At 69.6% G+C, this 20,189-nt stretch carries 20 protein-coding genes; 19 read left to right on the top strand and 1 reads right to left on the bottom strand.

Translation table 11 applies throughout. The annotated features are described in order from the left end of the window. Window positions 1-27 precede the first annotated feature (27 nt). The 10 genes from F0P95_RS02990 to xth all read left to right on the top strand — a co-directional run bounded on the left by F0P95_RS02990 (window position 28) and on the right by xth (window position 11,983). Window positions 28-3,771 carry a nitrate reductase subunit alpha gene (locus F0P95_RS02990; RefSeq protein ID WP_182335637.1) on the top strand — a complete coding sequence of 1,248 codons (3,744 nt, stop codon included), beginning with the start codon at window positions 28-30 and terminating at the stop codon, window positions 3,769-3,771. Further along, the gene (narH, locus tag F0P95_RS02985) at window positions 3,771-5,315 is read left to right on the top strand and encodes a nitrate reductase subunit beta (RefSeq protein WP_182335636.1); all 1,545 of its coding nucleotides are present in this window, start codon (window positions 3,771-3,773) and stop codon (window positions 5,313-5,315) included. The genes F0P95_RS02990 and narH overlap by 1 nt, the downstream gene beginning before the upstream one ends. Further along, window positions 5,312-5,992 carry a nitrate reductase molybdenum cofactor assembly chaperone gene (narJ, locus tag F0P95_RS02980; RefSeq protein WP_054668391.1) on the top strand — a complete coding sequence of 227 codons (681 nt, stop codon included), beginning with the start codon at window positions 5,312-5,314 and terminating at the stop codon, window positions 5,990-5,992. Before narH ends, narJ begins: the two co-directional genes overlap by 4 nt. Next, window positions 5,989-6,696 (top strand): respiratory nitrate reductase subunit gamma, encoded by a 708-nt coding sequence (gene narI, locus F0P95_RS02975; RefSeq protein ID WP_182335635.1) that lies wholly within the window; start codon window positions 5,989-5,991, stop codon window positions 6,694-6,696. Before narJ ends, narI begins: the two co-directional genes overlap by 4 nt. Before the next feature lie 3 nt (window positions 6,697-6,699). Continuing rightward, window positions 6,700-7,590: a peptidylprolyl isomerase gene (locus F0P95_RS02970; RefSeq protein WP_182335634.1), complete on the top strand. Its 891-nt coding sequence runs from the start codon at window positions 6,700-6,702 to the stop codon at window positions 7,588-7,590. A gap of 26 nt (window positions 7,591-7,616) precedes the next feature. Continuing rightward, window positions 7,617-8,948: an MFS transporter gene (locus F0P95_RS02965; protein ID WP_182335633.1), complete on the top strand. Its 1,332-nt coding sequence runs from the start codon at window positions 7,617-7,619 to the stop codon at window positions 8,946-8,948. Window positions 8,949-9,062: 114 nt separating this feature from the next. Next, a complete protein-coding gene (gene modA, locus F0P95_RS02960; RefSeq protein ID WP_182335632.1) occupies window positions 9,063-9,803 on the top strand; it encodes a molybdate ABC transporter substrate-binding protein in 741 nt (246 codons plus the stop codon). Further along, window positions 9,803-10,489, top strand: a complete 687-nt coding sequence (modB, locus tag F0P95_RS02955) for a molybdate ABC transporter permease subunit (RefSeq protein ID WP_182335631.1) — start codon at window positions 9,803-9,805, stop codon at window positions 10,487-10,489. The genes modA and modB overlap by 1 nt, the downstream gene beginning before the upstream one ends. Continuing rightward, on the top strand, window positions 10,479-11,144 hold the full coding sequence (locus F0P95_RS02950) for a sulfate/molybdate ABC transporter ATP-binding protein (RefSeq protein ID WP_182335630.1): 666 nt from the start codon (window positions 10,479-10,481) through the stop codon (window positions 11,142-11,144). Before modB ends, F0P95_RS02950 begins: the two co-directional genes overlap by 11 nt. A 65-nt stretch (window positions 11,145-11,209) precedes the next feature. Then, a complete protein-coding gene (gene xth / locus F0P95_RS02945) occupies window positions 11,210-11,983 on the top strand; it encodes an exodeoxyribonuclease III (RefSeq protein WP_056932371.1) in 774 nt (257 codons plus the stop codon). A 54-nt stretch (window positions 11,984-12,037) separates the two neighbouring features. Here the strand turns inward: xth and F0P95_RS02940 are convergent, their stop codons facing one another. Next, window positions 12,038-12,292, bottom strand: coding sequence for a GlsB/YeaQ/YmgE family stress response membrane protein (locus tag F0P95_RS02940; protein ID WP_182335629.1), 255 nt, complete (start codon window positions 12,290-12,292; stop codon window positions 12,038-12,040). A gap of 96 nt (window positions 12,293-12,388) precedes the next feature. On the opposite strand from F0P95_RS02940, the gene F0P95_RS02935 reads away from it, so the two are divergent. The 9 genes from F0P95_RS02935 (at window position 12,389) to F0P95_RS02895 (ending at window position 20,118) form a co-directional block, all read left to right on the top strand. Further along, on the top strand, window positions 12,389-12,976 hold the full coding sequence (locus tag F0P95_RS02935; RefSeq protein WP_425515925.1) for a 4'-phosphopantetheinyl transferase family protein: 588 nt from the start codon (window positions 12,389-12,391) through the stop codon (window positions 12,974-12,976). Window positions 12,977-12,998: 22 nt separating this feature from the next. Next, window positions 12,999-13,637 carry a 16S rRNA (guanine(527)-N(7))-methyltransferase RsmG gene (gene rsmG, locus F0P95_RS02930; protein ID WP_182335627.1) on the top strand — a complete coding sequence of 213 codons (639 nt, stop codon included), beginning with the start codon at window positions 12,999-13,001 and terminating at the stop codon, window positions 13,635-13,637. 207 nt (window positions 13,638-13,844) lie between these two features. Continuing rightward, window positions 13,845-14,642 (top strand): ParA family protein, encoded by a 798-nt coding sequence (locus F0P95_RS02925; protein WP_182335626.1) that lies wholly within the window; start codon window positions 13,845-13,847, stop codon window positions 14,640-14,642. Beyond that, on the top strand, window positions 14,642-15,556 hold the full coding sequence (locus tag F0P95_RS02920; protein WP_182335625.1) for a ParB/RepB/Spo0J family partition protein: 915 nt from the start codon (window positions 14,642-14,644) through the stop codon (window positions 15,554-15,556). The genes F0P95_RS02925 and F0P95_RS02920 overlap by 1 nt, the downstream gene beginning before the upstream one ends. A gap of 34 nt (window positions 15,557-15,590) precedes the next feature. Next, window positions 15,591-15,893, top strand: a complete 303-nt coding sequence (locus F0P95_RS02915) for a helix-hairpin-helix domain-containing protein (RefSeq protein WP_054668371.1) — start codon at window positions 15,591-15,593, stop codon at window positions 15,891-15,893. A gap of 195 nt (window positions 15,894-16,088) precedes the next feature. Continuing rightward, complete coding sequence (locus F0P95_RS02910) at window positions 16,089-17,054, top strand: SDR family NAD(P)-dependent oxidoreductase (RefSeq protein ID WP_182335624.1); 966 nt, start codon at window positions 16,089-16,091, stop codon at window positions 17,052-17,054. A gap of 70 nt (window positions 17,055-17,124) precedes the next feature. Continuing rightward, complete coding sequence (locus tag F0P95_RS02905) at window positions 17,125-17,847, top strand: glycosyltransferase family 2 protein (protein WP_056932369.1); 723 nt, start codon at window positions 17,125-17,127, stop codon at window positions 17,845-17,847. Between the two features lie 2 nt (window positions 17,848-17,849). Then, on the top strand, window positions 17,850-18,182 hold the full coding sequence (locus F0P95_RS02900) for a lipid-A-disaccharide synthase N-terminal domain-containing protein (protein WP_425515898.1): 333 nt from the start codon (window positions 17,850-17,852) through the stop codon (window positions 18,180-18,182). A gap of 148 nt (window positions 18,183-18,330) precedes the next feature. Next, a complete protein-coding gene (locus F0P95_RS02895; protein ID WP_182335623.1) occupies window positions 18,331-20,118 on the top strand; it encodes a DUF885 domain-containing protein in 1,788 nt (595 codons plus the stop codon). The last annotated feature ends 71 nt before the right edge of the window (window positions 20,119-20,189 follow it).

Genomic DNA, 20,189 nt, shown 5'->3' with positions numbered 1-20,189 from the left:
GCAGATGTCCGCAAAGGGAGATCCACGATGAGTTATTTCCTCGATCGCTTGCAGTTCTTCAAGCGCGACCCGCAACCCTTTGCCGATGGACACGGCTTCAGCAAGAGCGAAGGCCGCGACTGGGAGAACAGCTACCGCGCCCGCTGGCAGTACGACAAGATCGTGCGCTCCACCCATGGCGTGAACTGCACCGGCTCGTGCAGCTGGAAGATCTACGTCAAGAACGGACTGGTGACCTGGGAAACCCAGCAGACCGACTACCCGCGCACGCGCCCGGACCTGCCCAACCACGAGCCGCGCGGCTGCCCGCGCGGTGCCAGCTATTCCTGGTACCTGTACAGCGCCAACCGGCTGAAGTACCCGCTGGTGCGTGGCACGCTGCTGCGCCTGTGGCGGCAGGCGCGCAAGACGCTGCCGCCGGTGGAGGCATGGGCCAGCATCGTCGAGGACAAGGAAAAGGCGCGCGCGTACAAGAGCCGCCGCGGCATGGGCGGCTTCGTGCGCCTGCGCTGGGAGGAGGCCAACGAGATCATCGCCGCCTCCAACCTGTACACGGTCAAGCAGTACGGCCCGGACCGCGTGGTCGGCTTCTCGCCGATTCCGGCGATGTCGATGGTGTCCTACGCCGCCGGCGCGCGCTACCTGTCGTTGCTCGGCGGCGCCTGCCTGTCGTTCTACGACTGGTACTGCGACCTGCCGCCGGCGTCGCCGCAGGTATGGGGCGAGCAGACCGACGTGCCCGAATCGGCCGACTGGTACAACAGCCGCTACATCATCGCCTGGGGCTCGAACGTGCCGCAGACGCGCACCCCGGACGCCCACTTCTTCACCGAGGCGCGCTACAACGGCACCAAGACGGTGGCGATCACCCCGGACTATTCCGAGGTGGCCAAGCTCACCGACCACTGGCTGCATCCCAAGCAGGGCACCGACGCGGCGCTGGCGTTCGCCTTCGGCCACGTGATCCTGCGCGAGTTCCATGTCGATTCGCCGTCGCAGTACTTCCAGGACTACTGCCGCCAGTATTCGGACATGCCGCTGCTGGTGCGGCTGGAGCGCCGCGCTGATGGCCGCCTGGTGCCGGGCCACTTCCTGCGCGCCAGCGAACTGGGCGGGCTGGGCGAGGCCAACAATCCGGAATGGAAGACGCTGGCGTATGACGAGGCCAGCGGCCAGATCGTCGTGCCCAACGGCTCGATCGGCTTCCGCTGGGGCGAGAAGGGCAAGTGGAACATCGAGGAAAAGGCCAGCAGCGGCGCCGCCACCCGCCTGCGCTTGAGCCTGGCCGATGGCAACGACGGCATCGAGCCGGTCAGCTTCCCCTACTTCGGCGGCATCGAGACCGACGGCTGGACCGCCGCGCCGGCCGAGGAGGTGCTGGAACGCAACATCCCGGTGCGCCGGCTGGCGCTGGCCGATGGCGGCGACGCGCTGGTGGCCACGGTCTACGACCTGCTGCTGGCGCAGTACGGCGTGGACCGCGGTTTCGGTGGCGGCAACGTGGCGGCGAGCTTCGACGACGACGTGCCGGGCACCCCGGCCTGGCAGGAGCGCATCACCGGGGTGCCGCGCGCGGAGGTGGTGGAGATCGCCCGCGAGTTCGCGCGCACCGCCGACAAGACCCGCGGCCGCAGCATGATCATCGTCGGCGCCGGCATGAACCACTGGTTCCACAACGACATGAACTACCGCGGCCTGATCAACATGCTGGTCATGTGCGGCTGCGTGGGCCAGACCGGTGGCGGCTGGGCGCACTACGTGGGCCAGGAGAAGCTGCGCCCGCAGACCGGCTGGCAGCCGCTGGCCTTCGGCCTGGACTGGAGCCGGCCGCCGCGGCAGATGAACGGCACCTCGTTCTTCTACTTCAACACCGGGCAGTGGCGCTACGAGAAGCTGCAGGTGGACGAGCTGCTGTCGCCGCTGGCCGATGCCTCCAAGTACGCCGGCAGCCTGGCTGACCTCAACCTGCGCGCGGTGCGCATGGGCTGGCTGCCGTGCGCGCCGCAGCTGGACCGCAATCCACTGCAGCTGGTGCGCGAGGCCGAGGCGGCCGGGGTGGCGCCGGCCGACTACGCACTGGGCAAGTTCAAGGACGGCTCGCTGGACTTCGCCTTCGCCGACCCGGACGCCAGCCAGAACCACCCGCGGATGATGTTCATCTGGCGCTCCAACCTGCTGGGCTCCTCCGGCAAGGGCCACGAATACATGCTGCGGCACCTGCTGGGCACGCGCCACGGCCTGCAGGGCAAGGACCTGGGCGAGATGGGTGCGCTCAAGCCACAGGAAGTGAAGTGGCGCGACGAAGCGCCGGAGGGCAAGCTCGACCTGCTGGTCACGCTCGACTTCCGCATGTGCACCACGGCGCTGTACAGCGACATCGTGCTGCCGACCGCCACCTGGTACGAGAAGGACGACCTCAACACCTCGGACATGCACCCGTTCATCCATCCGCTGTCCAAGGCGGTGGACCCGGCGTGGGAGTCGCGCAGCGACTGGGAGATCTTCAAGGGCGTGGCGCGCACGGTCAGCGACATGGCGCCGGGCGTGCTCGGCGTGGAGAAGGACCTGGTGCTGGTGCCGACCCTGCACGACACCCCGAACGAACTGGGCATGCCGTTCGGCGTGGCCGACTGGAAGAAGGGCCAGTGCGAGGCCATCCCCGGCCAGACCATGCCGGGCATGGCGGTGGTCGAGCGCGACTACCCGAACCTGTACCGCAAGTTCACCTCGCTGGGCCCGCTGCTGGACAAGCTCGGAAACGGCGGCAAGGGCATGAGCTGGGACACCCGGCACGAGGTGGAATTCCTCGGCCGGCTCAACCACACCGTGCGCGAGGACGGCGTCAGCCACGGCCGCCCGGCGATCGAATCGGCCATCGACGCGGCCGAAGTGATCCTGCACCTGGCGCCGGAGACCAACGGCCACGTCGCGGTGAAGGCGTGGGAATCGCTGGGCGGCTTCACCGGCCGCGAGCACACCCACCTGGCGGTGGGCAAGGAGCACGAGGCGATCCGCTTCCGCGACATCCAGGCGCAGCCGCGCAAGATCATCTCCTCGCCGATCTGGTCGGGACTGGAGGATGAGAACGTCAGCTACAACGCCGGCTACACCAACGTGCACGAGCTGATCCCGTGGCGCACCATCACCGGCCGCCAGCAGTTCTACCAGGACCACGAGTGGATGATCGATTTCGGCGAGGCCTTCATGGGCTACCGGCCGCCGGTCGACACGCGCACGGTGCAGCCGCTGCTCAACCAGCGCCCGAACGGCAACCGCGAGATCGTGCTGAACTGGATCACCCCGCACCAGAAGTGGGGCATCCACAGTACCTACAGCGACAACCTGATCATGCAGACGCTGTCGCGCGGCGGCCCGATCGTGTGGATCAGCGAGGACGACGCGCGCAGCGCCGGCATCGAGGACAACGACTGGATCGAGCTGTTCAACGTCAACGGCGCGATCGCCGCGCGCGCGGTGGTCAGCCAGCGGGTGATGCCGGGCATGGCGATGATGTACCACGCCCAGGAACGCATCATCAACGTGCCGGGTTCGGAGATCTCCGGCACCCGCGGCGGCATCCACAACTCGGTCACCCGCGTGGTGCTCAAGCCCACCCACATGATCGGTGGCTATGCGCAGCTGGCCTACGGCTTCAACTACTACGGCACCTGCGGCACCAACCGCGACGAGTTCGTGATCGTGCGCAAGATGGACAAGGTCGATTGGCTGGATGGCGAGACCGCTGCGGTCGCCGCCGGGGAGGTGGTGTGATGAAAGTGCGCGCACAGATCGCGATGGTGCTGAACCTGGACAAGTGCATCGGCTGCCATACCTGCTCGATCACCTGCAAGAACGTGTGGACCTCGCGCGAGGGCGTGGAGTACGCCTGGTTCAACAACGTGGAGACCAAGCCCGGCATCGGCTACCCGAAGGAGTGGGAGAACCAGGACAAGTGGAACGGCGGCTGGGTGCGCACCCGCGCCGGCAAGCTGGTGCCGCGCGCCGGTGGCCGCTGGCGCATGCTCGCCAAGATCTTCGCCAACCCCGACCTGCCGCAGATCGACGACTACTACGAGCCGTTCGACTTCGACTACCAGCACCTGCACGATGCACCGGAGGTCAAGCACCAGCCGACCGCGCGGCCGCGCTCGCTGATCAGCGGCGAGCGCATGCAGAAGATCGAGTGGGGCCCGAACTGGGAGGAGATCCTCGGCACCGAGTTCAGCAAGCGCGCCCGCGACTACAACTTCGACCAGGTGCAGAAGGAGATCTACGGCGCCTTCGAGAAGACCTTCATGATGTACCTGCCGCGCCTGTGCGAGCACTGCCTGAATCCGGCCTGCGTGTCCGCCTGCCCGTCGGGCGCGATCTACAAGCGCGAGGAGGACGGCATCGTTCTGATCGACCAGGACAAGTGCCGTGGCTGGCGCATGTGCGTGTCGGCGTGCCCGTACAAGAAGATCTACTACAACTGGAAGAGCGGCAAGTCCGAGAAGTGCATCTTCTGCTACCCGCGCATCGAGATGGGCGAGCCGACCATCTGCTCGGAAACCTGCGTCGGCCGCATCCGCTACCTCGGGGTGATGCTGTACGACGCCGACCGCATCGCCGAGGCGGCCGCGGCGCCGGCCGAGAAGGACCTGTACCAGGCGCACCTGGACATCTTCCTCGATCCCACGGACCCGGCGGTGATCGCCGCCGCGCGCGCCGAGGGCATTCCGGACAGCTGGCTGGACGCGGCCAGGGCGTCGCCGGTGTACAAGCTGGCGATCGACTGGAAGCTGGCGCTGCCGCTGCACCCGGAATACCGCACCCTGCCGATGGTCTGGTACGTGCCGCCGCTGTCGCCGATCCAGAACGCGGCCGAGCGCGGCCGCATCGGCATGAGCGGCGAGCTGCCGGACGTGGCCTCGCTGCGCATCCCGGTGCGCTACCTGGCCAATCTGCTCTCGGCCGGCGACGAGGCACCGGTGGTACGCGCGCTGGAACGGCTGATGGCGATGCGCGCCTGGCGCCGGGCCAGGAACGTGGACGGCATCGAGGACACCCGCGTGCTCGAGCAGGCGGGGCTGAGCGTGGCCCAGGCCGAGGACATGTACCGCTACCTGGCCATCGCCAACTACGAGGACCGCTTCGTCATCCCCACCGGCCACCGCGAGTACGCCAACGACGCGTTCGGCGAGCGCGGCGGCTGCGGCTTCACCTTCGGCAACGGCTGCAACGGCGACAGCCCGGCCGACCTGTTCGGGCAGCGCAAGACCACCGCCTACGCGGTTCACCCGAACCGGCAGCACCGGCATGAGGTGGTCGAATGAGCCTGCTCAAGCTGATCGGGGTATTGCTGGACTACCCGCGCGACGAACTGTGGGAGCACGGGCCTGAGCTGCTGGCCGCGTGCGACGACCCGGCCCTTGCGCCGGCGCGCCAGCGGCAGCTGCGCGGCTTCGTGCAGGCGCTGCTGGACAGCGATCCGCTCGATGCGCAGGCGCGCTGGCTGGGCAGTTTCGATCGCGGCCGCTCGATGAGCCTGCTGCTGTTCGAGCATATCCACGGCGAATCGCGCGACCGCGGCCAGGCGATGGTGGACCTGGTGGATACGTACCGCCGCAACGGCTTCGAGCTCGACGCGCGCGAGCTGCCGGACTACCTGCCGCTGCTGCTGGAATTCCTTGCCCACCGGCCGCAGGCCGAGGCCCGCGACTGGCTGCACCACGTCGGCCACATCGCCGGCATGCTCGCCGCGCGCGCGGCCGAGCGCGAGCTGCCGCACGCGGTGCTGCTGGAGATCCTGGTCGAGGCCGGCGACGGCAAGGTCAACCTGGCGCTGCTGCGCCAGCGCGCGAGCGAGGAAGCGCGCGATGACACCCGCGAGGCCATGGACCGGCTGTGGGAAGAGGAAGCGGTCCGCTTCGGCAGCGATGCCCCCGCGCAGGATTGCGCGCCGCCCCGGCGTTCCCCGGCCCGTCCTTCGCATCCAGAGGTGCAGCCATGAACCATTACCTCCACCAGTTCGCCTTCCAGTTCTATCCGTACATCGCCGTGGCGGTGCTGCTGATCGGCAGCTGGGCGCGCTACGACAAGGCCATGTACACCTGGCGCACCGGCTCCAGCCAGCTGCTGTCGGACAAGGGCATGCGGATCGGCAGCAACTGCTTCCACATCGGCGTGCTGGCGATCCTCGGCGGCCACCTGGTCGGCCTGCTCACCCCGCATGCGGTGTACGAGCAGTTCATCACCTCCTCGCAGAAGCAGTTGCTGGCGATGGTGGTCGGCGGCCTGTTCGGCGCGCTGTGCTTCGTCGGCATCGTCATCCTGCTGGTGCGCCGGCTGACCAATCCGCGGGTGCGCGCCACCGGCAGCTTCGGCGACACCCTGGTGCTGGTGCTGCTGTTCGCGCAGCTGTGCCTGGGCCTGTACAGCATCCGGATCTCGGCCGGCCACCTGGACGGCGGGGTGATGGTGCTGCTGGCCGAATGGGCGCAGCACATCGTCACCTTCCGTGCCGGCGCGGCCGATTTCATCGAGGGCGTGCACTGGGTCTACAAGCTGCACATCTTCCTCGGCCTGACCCTGTTCCTGATCGCGCCGTTCACCCGCCTGGTGCATGTGTGGAGCATTCCGCTCAGCTACCTGTGGCGGCCCTACCAGGTGGTGCGCCGCCGCCAGGCCGCGCTGCGCTACGGGCCGCGGGAGTAGACGATGAACGTGCAGACGCGGATCCTGCCGATCACCGTGATCGATTCGGCGCAGCCGGTACCGGCCGAGGCCGGCCACCATCATGACGCCGACGCCGAAGGCCCGCGCTCGCTGGGGCAGCCGGCACCGTGCCGTCTGTTCGTGGACGACACCGCGATCAGCGAAGCCGACATCGCCCGCGAGATGCAGCACCACCGCGCGATGCGTCCCGAGCAGTCGCGCGCCGATGCCGCGCGCGCGCTGGTGGTGCGCGAACTGCTGCGCCGCGAAGCACGGCGGCTGGGCCTGCAGGCGCCGGCCGGCGGCACGGTCAGCGACGAGGAGGCGTTGATCCAGCAGCTGCTGGAGCAGGGCGTGGAGGACCGCGTGCCGGACGAGGACGCGTGCCGGCGCTACTTCGAGCAGAACCCCGAACGCTTCCGCGCGCCCGACCGGGTGCACGTGCGCCACATCCTGCTGGCGGCGCCAGCCGACGACGTGGCCGGGCGCCTGGCCGCGCGCAGCGAGGCCGAGCGCCTGCTCGCCCAGCTCAAGGACCACCCGCACCTGTTCGCCGATTTCGCCCTGCGCCATTCGCGCTGCCCCTCCGCCAGCGATGGCGGCGACCTGGGCTGGCTGCAGCGCGGCCAGACCACGCCGGAGTTCGACCGCCAGGTGTTCCGCCTGCGCGAGGGCCTGGCCGGCTTCCCGGTGGAGTCGCGCTGGGGCTACCACGTGGTCCGCGTGGAGGCCTGCGCCCCCGGGCAGCCGCAGGCGTTCGAGGTGGTGCATACGCAGATCCGCGATTACCTGGAGCTGCAGGTACGCCAGCGCGAAATCCAGGCCTACCTGCTGCAGTTGCAGGAACGCTACCCGGTCCGTGGCCTTGAGGAGATAGAGGCCGAGGCCGGCTGATCCCCATTTCCCCAAGGAGGACTCCCATGAACCAGGCCCTCGCTCCCGCCAGTGCCGGGCAGCAGCAGCGTGCGCTGTGGCTGAGTACGTTCGCCTTCACCGTGTGCTTCGCGGTGTGGATGATCTTCGCGATCATCGGCATCCAGATCAGCAAGCAGCTGGGCCTGAACGACACCCAGTTCGGCCTGCTGATCGCCACTCCGGTACTGACCGGCTCGGTGATCCGCGTATTCCTCGGCATCTGGTCCGACCAGTTCGGCGGGCGCAAGGTGATGACCCTGGTGATGCTGTGCGGCGCGGTGGCGACATGGCTGCTGACCTATGCGCAGACCTACCCGCAGTTCCTGCTGGCGGCGTTGTTCGTGGGTATCGCCGGCGGCAACTTCTCGGTCGGCGTGACCTACGTGTCCAAGTGGTTCCCGCCGGAGAAGCAGGGCACGGCGCTGGGCATCTTCGGTGCCGGCAACATCGGCTCGGCGGTGACCAAGCTGCTGGCGCCGATGGTGATGGTGGCCGCGGGCTGGATGATGGTGGCCAAGCTGTGGGCGGTGGGGCTGGCGGTCACCGCCATCGTGTTCTACCTGTTCAGCAAGGAAGACCCCTCGCTGGAAGAGCGCCGCCGCAGCGGCGTCAAGCCGATGCCGTTCGCCGAACAGATGGCGCCGCTGAAGAACCTGCAGGTGTGGCGCTTCTCGCTCTACTACTTCTTCGTGTTCGGTGGCTTCGTCGCGCTGGCGCTGTGGCTGCCGCACTACCTGGTCGGCGCCTACGGCATGGACGTGGGCACCGCGGGCATGCTGGCGGCCTGCTATTCGATCCCGGCCAGCCTGTTCCGCGTGGTCGGCGGCTGGCTGTCCGACCGCATCGGCGCGCGCCGGGTGATGTACTGGACGCTGGGCGTGTCGGCCCTGTGCACCTTCATCCTCGCCTATCCGGACACCCGCTACGTGGTGCAGGGCGTGCATGGCGAGATCACCTTCCACCTGGCCATCGGCGTGACCCTGTTCACCGTGCTGGTGTTCGTGCTGGGCTTCTTCATGTCGCTGGGCAAGGCGGCGGTGTACAAGCACATCCCCGTCTACTACCCGCAGCATGTCGGTGCGGTGGGCGGCGTGGTCGGCATGATCGGCGGCCTGGGCGGCTTCATCCTGCCGATCGTGTTCGGTGCGCTGAACGACGTGATCGGCATCTGGAGCAGCTGCTTCATGCTGTTGTTCGTGCTGGTGTCCAGCGCGCTGGCGTGGATGCACTTCGCGATCCGCCGCATGGAACGCCGCCGCTTCCCGCAGATCGACCGCGAAACCGATCTGCCGGAGGCCATCGACGCGGCCGCGGCCGACGGCCGGCGGCACGGTTGAGGCGGACATCGGCGCAGCGCGTGATGCGGGGGCAGGGCGTACCGGCGCTACCATGACGGTGCGCCGCCCCGCCGCCTTTCCCCGCCACGCGGTCCGTGCGCCCGGAATCCCGCCATGAACAAGTCCTGGATACTGCTGTTGCTGCTGCACGTCCTCCCGGTCTCGGCCGCGGAGCTGACGGTGTCGGCGGCGTCCAGCCTGACCGAAGGCTTCCGCGAGATCGCCGGCGCCTACGCCGCGCGCCATCCGGACGCCCGGGTCGATTTGAACTTCGCCGCGTCCGGGGTGTTGCTGCAACAGGTCGCGCGCGGCGCGCCGGTGGACGTGCTGGCCTTCGCCGACCAGGCGACGATGGACCAGGCCGCCCGCCGCGGGCTGGTGGACCCGGCGACCCGGCAGGTGTTCGCCCGCAACGCGCTGTGGGTGGTGGTGCCGCCGCGCACCGCCGCCCCGCCGGCCTCGCTGGCGGCGCTGGCCGGGCCGGCGGTCACCCGGGTGACGCTCGGCAACCCCGACAGCGTGCCGGCCGGGCGCTATGCGCGGCAGGCGCTGCAGCAGGCCGGGCTGTGGCCATCGCTGCAGCCCCGGCTGATCCTGGCGCAGAACGTGCGCCAGTCGCTGGACTACGTGGCGCGCGGCGAGGTCGATGCTGGCTTCGTCTATGCCACCGATGCGCTGGCCATGCCCGGCCGCGTGCAGCGCGCGTTCGAGGTGCCGTTGCCCGGCGGCATCCACTACCCGCTGGCGATGGTCAAGGGCAGCCGCAACGCCGACGAGGCGCGGCGCTTCATCGCCTTCGTGCGCTCGCCCGCCGGCCAGGCCATCCTGCGCCGGCATGGTTTCGGAAGCCCTTGATGCTCGACCTGGACTGGAGTGCGCTGTGGCTGTCGCTGAAGGTGGCCGGCTGCGCGACCGCGATCAACCTGGTGCTGGGCATCGCGCTGGGCGGGCTGCTGGCGCGGCGCCGCTTTCCCGGCCGCGAACTGCTGGACACGCTGTTGACCCTGCCGATGATCCTGCCGCCGACCGTGCTGGGCTATTACCTGCTGGTGCTGATCGGCAGCAACGGGCCGCTGGGCGCATGGCTGCAGCGCAGCTTCGGCATCAACCTGGTGTTCACCTGGCAGGCGGCGGTGATCGCCGCGGCGGTGGCGTCGCTGCCGCTGGTGTTCAAGCCGGCGCGGGCCGCGTTCGAAGGCGTGGACGGACAACTGGAGCAGGCCGCGCGGACACTGGGCGTATCCGAGCCGGCGCTGTTCTTCCGGGTCACCCTGCCGCTGGCCTGGCGCGGCATCCTCGCCGGGCTGCTGCTGGCGTTCGCGCGGGCGATGGGCGAGTTCGGCGCCACCATCATGGTGGCCGGCAGCATCCCCGGCCGTACCCAGACCCTGTCCATCGCCATCTACGAAGCGGTGCAGGCGGGCAACGACGGCCGCGCCAACCTGCTGGTAATGGTGTCCTCGGCGGTCTGCATCGGCGTGCTGCTGGTCGCCGCCCGGCTGGTTGGCCGCCCTTCCGGCGATGCGCGCGATGTGGCTTGAACTGGACATCCACTGCCAGCTGCAGGCCGCCGGGCAGCGCTTCCGGCTGCAGGCCGCGCTGCGTTGCCGGCAACCGCGGGTGGTGCTGTTCGGCCCGTCGGGCGCGGGCAAGAGCCTGACCCTGAAAGCCGTGGCCGGCCTGCTGCGGCCGGACGCCGGCAGCATCCGCATGCACGGCCAGCCGCTGTTCGATGCCGCTGCCGGCATCCACCTGTCCCCGCAGCAGCGCCGGATCGGCTACGTGTTCCAGGACTATGCGCTGTTCCCGCACCTGAGCGTGCGCCAGAACGTCGCCTTCGGCCTGCGCCGGGGCTGGCGCAATCCGCCGCGCGGCTGCCGCATCGCCGCGGTGGAGCACTGGCTGCAGGCATTCGGCATCGACACCATCGGCGACCTGCTGCCCGCGCAGATCTCCGGCGGCCAGCGCCAGCGCACCGCGCTGGCCCGCGCGCTGGTCACCCGGCCGCAGGCGCTGCTGCTCGACGAGCCCTTCGCCGCCCTCGACCACGCCCTGCGCGCGCACCTGCGGCGCGAGCTGGAAGGCGTGCTCGCGGAGACCGGCATCCCGCTGCTGCTGATCAGCCACGACCCCGAGGACGTGGCGCTGTTCGGCCAGCAGGTCGTGCACATGGCCGATGGCCGCATGCAGGCGTGAGCCGGCGGCGCGCGCCGCTTTCGGCGATGACGGAAGGCAGCGGATCGAGCGGGTAGAATCGCGCCATGAAAATCGCCTCGTGGAACGTCAACTCGCTCAATGTCCGCCTGCCGCACCTGGAACAGTGGCTGGCCGGCTTCGCCCCGGACGTGGTCGGCATCCAGGAAACCAAGCTGGAGGACCACAAGTTCCCGGATACGCGCCTGCTGGAGCTGGGCTACCGCAACGTGTTCGCCGGGCAGAAGACCTACAACGGCGTGGCGCTGCTGGCGCGCGACCCGATCGAGGACGTGCAGATCGGCATCCCCGGTTTCGACGACGAGCAGAAGCGGGCGATCGCCGGCACCATCAATGGCGTGCGCGTGATCAACCTGTACGTGGTCAATGGCCAGGACGTGGGCACCGACAAGTACGCCTACAAGCTGCGCTGGCTGGAGGCGGTGCATGACTGGGTCGCCGCCGAGTTGTCCAGGCACCCGCGGCTGGTGGTGCTGGGCGACTTCAACATCGCCCCGGACGACCGCGACGTACACGACCCGGCGGTGTGGAACGGCGACCATATCCTCACGTCCACCGCCGAGCGCGGCGCGCTGAACAAGCTGCTGCAGCTGGGCCTGCACGACGGCTTCCGCCTGCACAACGATGCGGCCGGGGTGTTCAGCTGGTGGGATTACCGTGCCGCGGGGTTCCGCCGCGACCTGGGCCTGCGCATCGACCTGACCCTGGTGTCCGAGGCACTGCGGCCGACGGCGGTGGCCGCCGGCATCGACCGCGAACCGCGTACCTGGGACCGTCCCAGCGACCATGCCCCGGCATGGGTGCAGCTGGCGAAGGACTGAGACGACGAAGCCCGGCCGTTACCGGCCGGGCTTCGCCAGGCGCGGCTCCGCCGCTCAGCGGATGCTCTTGCGCGTGAACAGGTTGACGATGGCCAGCAGGATCACTGCGCCGAGCAGCGACAGCAGGAACGAGCGCAGGGTGATGGCGCCGTTGATGCTGCCGCCGCTGAACAGGAAGCCGGCGATCATCGCGCCGATGATGCCCACCACGATGTTCAGGATGATGCCCTGCTGCGCGTCGCGGCGCATGATGAGGCTGGCCAGCCAGCCGACAACGCCGCCCACGATCAACCAGATGATGATGCCCATGCCGATGTCTCCTTTCGTGCGTGCACCCGGAGCGGTGCGACCGGTGCAGTCAAGACGATCGGGCGTGAAGCGCCTGTGGACCGGGGGCGGGCGTTGATCCAGCCGCTGCAGGCGTGGCGGTTCGGGCAGGTGAGGGTGTGGCACCTGCCGCACCAGCCCGGCGCCCGTGGCGAGCCGCAGGCGCGCGAACTGCTGGCGGCCGAGCTCGGCGACACGCCGCAGTCGCTGCCGCTGACCCGCGACGAGCGCGGGCGGCCCTGGCTGATCGGCGAGCTGGCCCATTACGGCACCGGCTGGAGCCACAGCGGCGGCCACCTGCTGGTGGCGCTGGGCGAACACGCCCGGCTTGGCGTGGACCTGGAGCAGCAGCGCCCGCGCCGGCAGATGCGGCAGGTGATCGCGCGCTTCTTCCATCCCGACGAGATCGCCTGGCTGGACAGCCTGGACGATGCCAGCCGCGAGCACTGGTTCTTCCGCGTGTGGTGCGCCAAGGAAGCCCTGCTCAAGGCGCACGGCCATGGCCTGTCCTTCGGCCTGCACCGGTTGTGCTTCGCTCCCGGCGCGGACGATGCCCTGCACCTGGCCTGGTGCGATCCCGGGCTCGGCGAGGCCGCGCGCTGGCACCTGCACGAATGGCAGGCCACGCCGGACTTCCGCGCCGCGCTGGCCTGGTACCCGTTCTGAACCGCTCTGCGATAATCCGCCGATGAACGACACATCCCTCCCGCCCGGCGTGGCCGACGAACTGCAGGCTGGCCTGCAGGCCATGGGCCTGGACGCCGCGCTGGCGCCGCCGCTGCTGGCCTATCTGGCGCTGCTGGTGCGCTGGAACCGCACCTACAACCTCACCGCCATCCGCGACCCGCACGAGATGGTCACCCGCCACCTGCTCGATTCGCTGGCCATGGTGCCGCACGTCGAATCCGGCACCCTGGCCGACCTCGGCACCGGCCCCGGGCTGCCCGGCATCCCGCTGGCCATCGCCCGCCCGCAACTGCAGGTGACGCTGGTGGAGAGCAACGGCAAGAAGGCGCGTTTCCTGCGCGAGGCGGTGCGCCAGCTCGGCCTGGGCAACGCCCGCGTCGCCGAATCCCGCGCCGAGGCGCTGGACGAGCCGGCCGCCTACGACAACCTCACCGCGCGCGCCATGGACACCCTGGCCGGCATCGTCGCGGTCGGCGGCCACCTGCTGCGCCCCGGCGGCCACCTGCTGGCGATGAAGGGCGTATACCCGCACGAGGAAATCGCCGCGCTGCCGGCCGACTGGCACGTGCTCGACGTGCGCCCGCTGCAGGTGCCGGGGCTGGTCGGCGAGCGCCACCTGGTGGTGTGCAGCCGCAGCTAGGGCCCGCTCCCTGCCGGCCAATGAGGCCGTCGCGGCTGGCGAGACACCCCGCTCGGCGTCCGGCCGGCGCCGCCGTGCGCGCTGCGGGCCGCCCCGTCCGGGGCGGGAGGCGCACGGCCACATGCGGCAAGGCCGGGATTTCCCCGATCCGGTCCCCAGCCCGCATAATGGCCAGTCCCAACCTTCCAGCCCATGAGGCCCATCCGCATGGCTCGCATCATCGCCATCGCCAACCAGAAAGGCGGCGTCGGCAAGACCACCACCGCCGTGAACCTGGCCGCCGCCCTTGCCGCAGCGCCCCGGCGCGTGCTGCTGGTCGACCTGGATTCGCAGGGCAACGCGACCATGGGCAGCGGCGTGGACAAGCGCGAAGTCGCGGCATCGACCTGCGACCTGCTGCTGGGCGAGAGCGCCGCGGCCGACATCCGGGTGAAGGCGCCGGAGGGCTACGACCTGCTGCCGGGCAACATCGACCTGACCGCGGCCGAGATCCAGCTGATGGAGCAGGAAGGCCGCGAGCAGCGCCTCAAGCGCGCGCTGGCGCCGATCCGCGGCGAATACGACTTCATCCTGATCGACTGCCCACCGGCACTGTCGCTGCTGACCCTCAACGCGCTGGCCGCCGCCGACTCGGTGCTGGTGCCGATGCAGTGCGAGTACTACGCGCTGGAAGGCCTGAGCGCGCTGGTGGAGACCATCGAGGCGCTGCGCGCCAACCTCAACCCGGCGCTGGAGATCGAAGGTGTGCTGCGCACCATGTTCGACGTGCGCAACAACCTGGCCAACGCGGTATCGGCCGAGCTGACCGAGCATTTCGGCGACCGCGTGTTCCGCACCATCGTGCCGCGCAACGTGCGCCTGGCCGAGGCGCCGAGCCATGGCCAGAGCATCGTCGGCTACGACCGCACCTCGCGCGGCGGCGTGGCCTACCTCGGTCTGGCGGGCGAGCTCATCCGCCGCACCGATGAACGCAACAGGGCCGCCAGGGCCATGGAGGCTGTCTGATGAGTGCTGCAAAGAAACGCGGCCTGGGCCGTGGCCTTGACGCGCTGCTGGGCCCCAAGGGCGCGGTGACGCCGGTATCGGTGGCGGCGGTGGCCGAACCGCAGCCGGGCGAGGTGCTGCGCAAGCTGCAGATCGACCTGCTGCAGCCGGGCAAGTACCAGCCGCGCCGCGAAATGGACGAGGCCAAGCTGTCCGAGCTGTCCGAGTCGATCAAGGCCCAGGGCGTGATCCAGCCGATCCTGGTGCGCCAGGTCGAGGGCGGCAGGTACGAGATCGTCGCCGGCGAACGCCGCTGGCGCGCCTCGCGCCTGGCCGGGCTGGACGAAGTGCCGGTGGTGGTGCGCGAGCTGGAAGACCGCACCGTCATCGCCATGGCGCTGATCGAGAACATCCAGCGCGAGGACCTCAACCCGCTGGAGGAGGCCGAGGCGCTGCAGCGGCTGATCTCCGAGTTCTCGCTGACCCACGCCGAAGCCGCGCAGGCGGTGGGCCGCTCGCGCGCCTCGGTATCCAACCTGCTGCGCCTGATCGACCTGCCCGCCGGCGTGCGCGTGCTGCTGGAAAGCCGCCGCCTGGAAATGGGCCATGCCCGCGCGCTGCTGACGCTGGCGCCGGAGCTGGCGACCAAGCTGGCGCAGGACGCCGCCGACGAAGGCTGGTCGGTGCGCGAGGTCGAACACCGCGCCCAGCAGTTCGCCGCCGGCAAGGTGCCGGGCGCGCGCAAGGCCAAGCCGGCGCCGAGCGCGCCGCAGGCCGACATCGCCTCGCTGGAGACCGAGCTGTCCGAATCGCTGGGCACCAAGGTCGCCATCAACCACGGCCGCGGCGGCAAGGGCAAGCTGGTCATCCACTACACCGACCTGGACACGCTCGACGGCGTGCTGGAAAGGCTGCGTACCCGTCAGCACGGCTGACGTCCCGTCCCACCCCCGAGGTGCATGCAAGGCAATGAACCCCACCAAGGTCGACCGCAATCACCTGTTGCGTCTGACCGACCTGCCGAATGTCGGGCCGGCCTGTGAAAAGGATCTCCGTCTGATCGGGATCCGGGTTCCCGCGCACCTGCGCGGGCGTGATCCCTACGACATGTACGCGCAGCTGTGCCTGAAGACCGGCGTGGTGCACGACCCCTGCGTGATCGACGTGTTCCTGTCGGTCGTGCGCTTCATGGAAGGCGGCGATCCGCAGCCCTGGTGGGCCTTCAGCCGGGAGCGCAAGGCCGCGCTGGCGCGGGACCCGTTGACGCTGTGAGCCGGCGTCCCCGTCCACGCCGGCAGGCGCGGCGGCGACAATGGCCGCTGCCGGCAACGCCGCCCGGCATGGCCGGGCGTGCAGTGGCGGCCGCCTCGATGCATGCCGGGCATGCCGGCGCCCGCCGTGGTGCCGGCCCCGATGCCTCTTCCCCGTGGAGAGGCGCTTGACCCCGTACTTTTCCGGATCCGACAGATGACCGTTCTCGTCACCGGCGCCGCCGGCTTCATCGGCGCCTACACCTGCCAGGCACTGGCCACGCGCGGCGAGCGTGTGGTCGGCCTGGACAACTACAACGACTACTACGACCCGCAGCTCAAGCGCGACCGCGTCGCCGCGCTGTGCCCGCAGGTCGACATCCGCACGCTGGACCTGACCGACCGCGACGGCCTGGCCGCGCTGTTCGACGAGATCCGCCCGTCGCGGGTGGTCCACCTGGCGGCGCAGGCCGGGGTGCGCTACTCGCTGCAGAACCCGCACGCCTACGTCGACAGCAACCTGGTCGGCTTCGTCAACATGCTGGAGCTGTGCCGCCACCGCGGCGTGCAGCACCTGGTCTATGCGTCCAGCAGCTCGGTCTACGGCGATTCGGCCACGCCGCCGTTCTCCGAGGACCAGCGCGTGGACCAGCCGCGCTCGCTGTACGCGGCGACCAAGGCCGCCAACGAGCTGATGGCGCATACCTATGCGCAGTTGTACGGCCTGCGCGCCACCGGCCTGCGCTTCTTCACCGTGTACGGCCCGTGGGGCCGGCCGGACATGGCGCCGCTGCTGTTCTCGCGCGCGGTGCTGGCCGGGCGGCCGATCGAGGTGTTCAACGAAGGCCGCATGCGCCGCGACTTCACGCATGTTTCCGACATCGTCGCCGGTATCCTCGGCGCACTCGACCACCCTTCGGAGGCGCCCGTGCCGCATCGGGTGTTCAACCTCGGCAACCACACCCCGGTGGAGCTGGAGCGCTTCATCGAGGTGATCGCCACGGCCGCCGGCCGCCCCGCGCAGAAGGTCTACAGGCCGATGCAGCCGGGCGACATGGTGGAGACCATGGCCGACACCGCGCGCGCGCGCGCTGCCTTCGGCTTCGAGCCGGTCACGCCGATCGAGGCCGGGCTGCCGCCGGTGGTGGCCTGGTGCCGCGATTATTTCGGCGCCGCCGCCTGACCGATCTTCCATCCAGCCGCGTACCGGAAAATGCGCGGTCTTTTTTCCTACTGCACGAACGGATCCCGCGATGAGCCAACCCGCACTTTCGGTGGTCGTCCCCGTCTTCAACGAACGCGACAACGTCGCGCCCCTGGTCGGCGAGATCACCGCCGCGCTGCGCGGCCGGGTGGATTTCGAGATCGTCTACGTCGATGACGACTCCAGGGACGACACCCTGCAGGTACTGCGCTCGCTCAAGGCCGCCAACCCCGAGCTGCGCGTGCTGCACCATGTCAGCCAGAGCGGGCAGAGCACCGCCGTGCGCACCGGGGTCAAGGCCGCGCGCGGGCCGTGGATCGCCACCCTCGACGGCGACGGCCAGAACGACCCGGCCGACATCCCGAAACTGCTGGCCGCGCGCGACGCCGCCGCGCCCGGGGTGAAGCTGTTCGCCGGCTGGCGGGTCAACCGCCAGGATTCCGGGTCCAAGCGCTGGGCCAGCCGCTGGGCCAACCGCATCCGCGCGCGCATGCTGCGCGACGACACGCCCGACACCGGCTGCGGGATCAAGCTGTTCGAGCGCGCGGCGTTCCTCGACCTGCCGTATTTCGACCACATGCACCGCTACCTGCCGGCGCTGATGCAGCGCGCCGGCTGGCAGACGGTGAGCGTGCCGGTCAACCACCGCCACCGCACTGCCGGGGTGTCCAAGTACAACAATCTCGGCCGTGCCCTGGTCGGCATCCGCGACCTGCGCGGCGTGGCCTGGCTGATCGTGCGCAGCAGGCGCACCGCGGTCGAGGAGGTCTGAACATGGACTTCATGAGCCAGCCGCTGCCGTGGCTGGAGTGGACCGGCGTGCACATGTCGCCGTGGAAGCTGATCGGCCTGACCGGCACCTTGATGTTCGGCGGCCGCTGGCTGGTGCAGTTCATCGCCAGCAAGCGCCAGGGCAAGCCGGTGATCCCGCGCCTGTTCTGGTACATGAGCATCCTCGGCAGCCTGATGACGCTGAGCTACTTCGTGTTCGGCAAGAACGACGCGGTGGGCATCCTCGGCAACCTGTTCCCCACCTTCACCGCGCTCTACAGCCTGTACCTGGACATCCGCCACCGCGGCTGGAAGCGGGACAAGGCCGGGCACTGAGCCGCCGGCAACACCGGCGACGCGCGGCAGCGCCTTTCCCGCCCGCGTCCCGGCCCGCGCCGGTGCCTGCGGGCAGGACTTTCGAACCATGCACGGCCGGGCCGCCGGTGACATGATCGGGGTCTGTTTCCCGAAGAGTCCGCCGTTCGTGAAAACCTCCCTGTCCGTTGCCCTGCTGCTCGCCCTTGCCCTGCCGGGCGCCGTCGTCCACGCCGCACCCGCCAGGACCTCCGCCCCTGCGGCGCTGGCCGTGCAGGATGCCGATGCGCAGTTCAAGGCGATCTACGCGAAGGAATGGGCCTGGCGCCAGGCCGGTGGCGGCGAGGCCAGCGAGGACGAGGACGCCCCGGCCAACGCCACCCGCCTGCCGGACGTCGGCCCGGAGGCGCAGGCCGCGCGCCTGAAGGTATGGGACGAGGTGCTGCAGCAGCTCAAGACCATCGACCCGGCCACGCTCTCGGCCGAGAACCAGGTCAACTACGCCATCTACAAGTACCAGGTGGAGAGCCTGGCCGACGCGGTGCGCCTGCGCGCCTACGAGATGCCGTTCAATTCGGATTCCTCGTTCTGGTCGAACCTGGGCTTCATGGCCCGGCGCGAGATGAAGACCGCGCAGGACTACCGCAATTACATCGCGCGGCTGAACGACGTGCCGCGCTACTTCGACCAGCAGACCGCCAACATGCGTGCCGGCCTGGAGCGCGGCTTCAGCGTGCCGCGCGCGGTGCTCGACGGCCGCGATGTCTCGATCTCGACCGTGGCCGAGCTGAAGGACCCAGGCGAATCGCCGCTGTATGCGCCGTTCCGGAAGCTGCCGGCCAGCATTCCGGCCGATGAGCAGCAGAAGCTGCGCGAGGAGGCGCGGCAGGCGATCGGCGGCAGCGTGATCCCGGCGTTCGGCAAGCTGCTGGCGTTCTTCCGCGAGGAATACGTGCCGCAGGCGCGCACCACCCTGGCCGCGGAAAAGATGCCCGGCGGCAAGGCGTTCTACCGCCAGCAGATCCGCGAGTACACCACCCTGGACATGAGCCCGCAGCAGATCCACGCGCTGGGCCTGAGCGAGGTCAACCGCATCCAGCAGGAGATGAACGCGATCATCGACAAGGTGGGGTTCAAGGGCAGCAGCGAGCAGACCCGCTTCGCCGACTTCCTCGAGTTCCTGCGCACCGACCCGCAGTTCTACGCGAAGACCCCGGAAGAGCTGTTGTGGCGCGCGGCCTGGATCTCCAAGCGCGTCGACGGCGTGATCGGCAAGTTCATGACCCTGCCGCGGGCGCGCTTCACCATCGTGCCGGTGCCGCCGGACATCGCCCCGTTCTGGACCGCCGGCCGCGGCGGCATGGGCACCTACTGGGTCAACACCTACAACCTGCCGGCGCGCCCGCTGTACAACCTGCCGGCGCTGACCCTGCATGAATCCGACCCGGGCCATGCGCTGCAGGGCGCGCTGGCCGCCGAGCAGGGCGAGCAGCCGGACTTCCGCCGCGGCGCCTACATCTCCGCCTACGGCGAGGGCTGGGGCCTGTACAGCGAGAAGCTCGGCATCGAGATGGGCATCTACGAAACCCCGTACGAGGATTTCGGGCGGCTGACCTACGAGATGTGGCGCGCCTGCCGCCTGGTCATCGACACCGGCGTGCACCACTACGGCTGGAACCGCGAACGCGCCATCGCCTACCTGCGCGACCACACCGCGCTGAGCGAGCACGAGGTGACCACCGAGGTCGACCGCTACATTTCCTGGCCGGCGCAGGCGCTGAGCTACAAGCTGGGCGAGATCACCATCGTCAAGCTGCGCGCGCAGGCCGAGAAGGAGCTGGGCGACAAGTTCGACGTCAAGTCCTTCCACGACGCCATCCTCAGGCAGGGGTCGGTGCCGCTGCCGGTGCTGGAGCGGCAGATCAAGGCCTATATCGAAGAGCGCAAGAAGGCCTGACCCGGCCTGCCAGGCGGACGCGCCGGCGCGACGAGATTGTGTAACGCGGCATGTCGCGGCTACCCTGCCGC

It is taken from the genome of Stenotrophomonas acidaminiphila, assembly GCF_014109845.1.
Taxonomy (GTDB): Bacteria; Pseudomonadota; Gammaproteobacteria; order Xanthomonadales; family Xanthomonadaceae; genus Stenotrophomonas; species Stenotrophomonas acidaminiphila.
This window is presented reverse-complemented; position numbering and strand designations above follow the sequence as displayed.

What these genes read in the sequence shown, in the direction of transcription:
- F0P95_RS02990 (WP_182335637.1), top strand. Translation starts at nt 28, where the DNA reads ATGAGTTATTTCCTCGATCGCTTGCAGTTCTTCAAGCGCGACCCGCAA.
- narH (WP_182335636.1), top strand. Translation starts at nt 3,771, where the DNA reads ATGAAAGTGCGCGCACAGATCGCGATGGTGCTGAACCTGGACAAGTGC.
- narJ (WP_054668391.1), top strand. Translation starts at nt 5,312, where the DNA reads ATGAGCCTGCTCAAGCTGATCGGGGTATTGCTGGACTACCCGCGCGAC.
- narI (WP_182335635.1), top strand. Translation starts at nt 5,989, where the DNA reads ATGAACCATTACCTCCACCAGTTCGCCTTCCAGTTCTATCCGTACATC.
- F0P95_RS02970 (WP_182335634.1), top strand. Translation starts at nt 6,700, where the DNA reads ATGAACGTGCAGACGCGGATCCTGCCGATCACCGTGATCGATTCGGCG.
- F0P95_RS02965 (WP_182335633.1), top strand. Translation starts at nt 7,617, where the DNA reads ATGAACCAGGCCCTCGCTCCCGCCAGTGCCGGGCAGCAGCAGCGTGCG.
- modA (WP_182335632.1), top strand. Translation starts at nt 9,063, where the DNA reads ATGAACAAGTCCTGGATACTGCTGTTGCTGCTGCACGTCCTCCCGGTC.
- modB (WP_182335631.1), top strand. Translation starts at nt 9,803, where the DNA reads ATGCTCGACCTGGACTGGAGTGCGCTGTGGCTGTCGCTGAAGGTGGCC.
- F0P95_RS02950 (WP_182335630.1), top strand. Translation starts at nt 10,479, where the DNA reads ATGTGGCTTGAACTGGACATCCACTGCCAGCTGCAGGCCGCCGGGCAG.
- xth (WP_056932371.1), top strand. Translation starts at nt 11,210, where the DNA reads ATGAAAATCGCCTCGTGGAACGTCAACTCGCTCAATGTCCGCCTGCCG.
- F0P95_RS02940 (WP_182335629.1), bottom strand. Translation starts at nt 12,292, where the DNA reads ATGGGCATCATCATCTGGTTGATCGTGGGCGGCGTTGTCGGCTGGCTG.
- rsmG (WP_182335627.1), top strand. Translation starts at nt 12,999, where the DNA reads ATGAACGACACATCCCTCCCGCCCGGCGTGGCCGACGAACTGCAGGCT.
- F0P95_RS02925 (WP_182335626.1), top strand. Translation starts at nt 13,845, where the DNA reads ATGGCTCGCATCATCGCCATCGCCAACCAGAAAGGCGGCGTCGGCAAG.
- F0P95_RS02920 (WP_182335625.1), top strand. Translation starts at nt 14,642, where the DNA reads ATGAGTGCTGCAAAGAAACGCGGCCTGGGCCGTGGCCTTGACGCGCTG.
- F0P95_RS02915 (WP_054668371.1), top strand. Translation starts at nt 15,591, where the DNA reads ATGAACCCCACCAAGGTCGACCGCAATCACCTGTTGCGTCTGACCGAC.
- F0P95_RS02910 (WP_182335624.1), top strand. Translation starts at nt 16,089, where the DNA reads ATGACCGTTCTCGTCACCGGCGCCGCCGGCTTCATCGGCGCCTACACC.
- F0P95_RS02905 (WP_056932369.1), top strand. Translation starts at nt 17,125, where the DNA reads ATGAGCCAACCCGCACTTTCGGTGGTCGTCCCCGTCTTCAACGAACGC.
- F0P95_RS02900 (WP_425515898.1), top strand. Translation starts at nt 17,850, where the DNA reads ATGGACTTCATGAGCCAGCCGCTGCCGTGGCTGGAGTGGACCGGCGTG.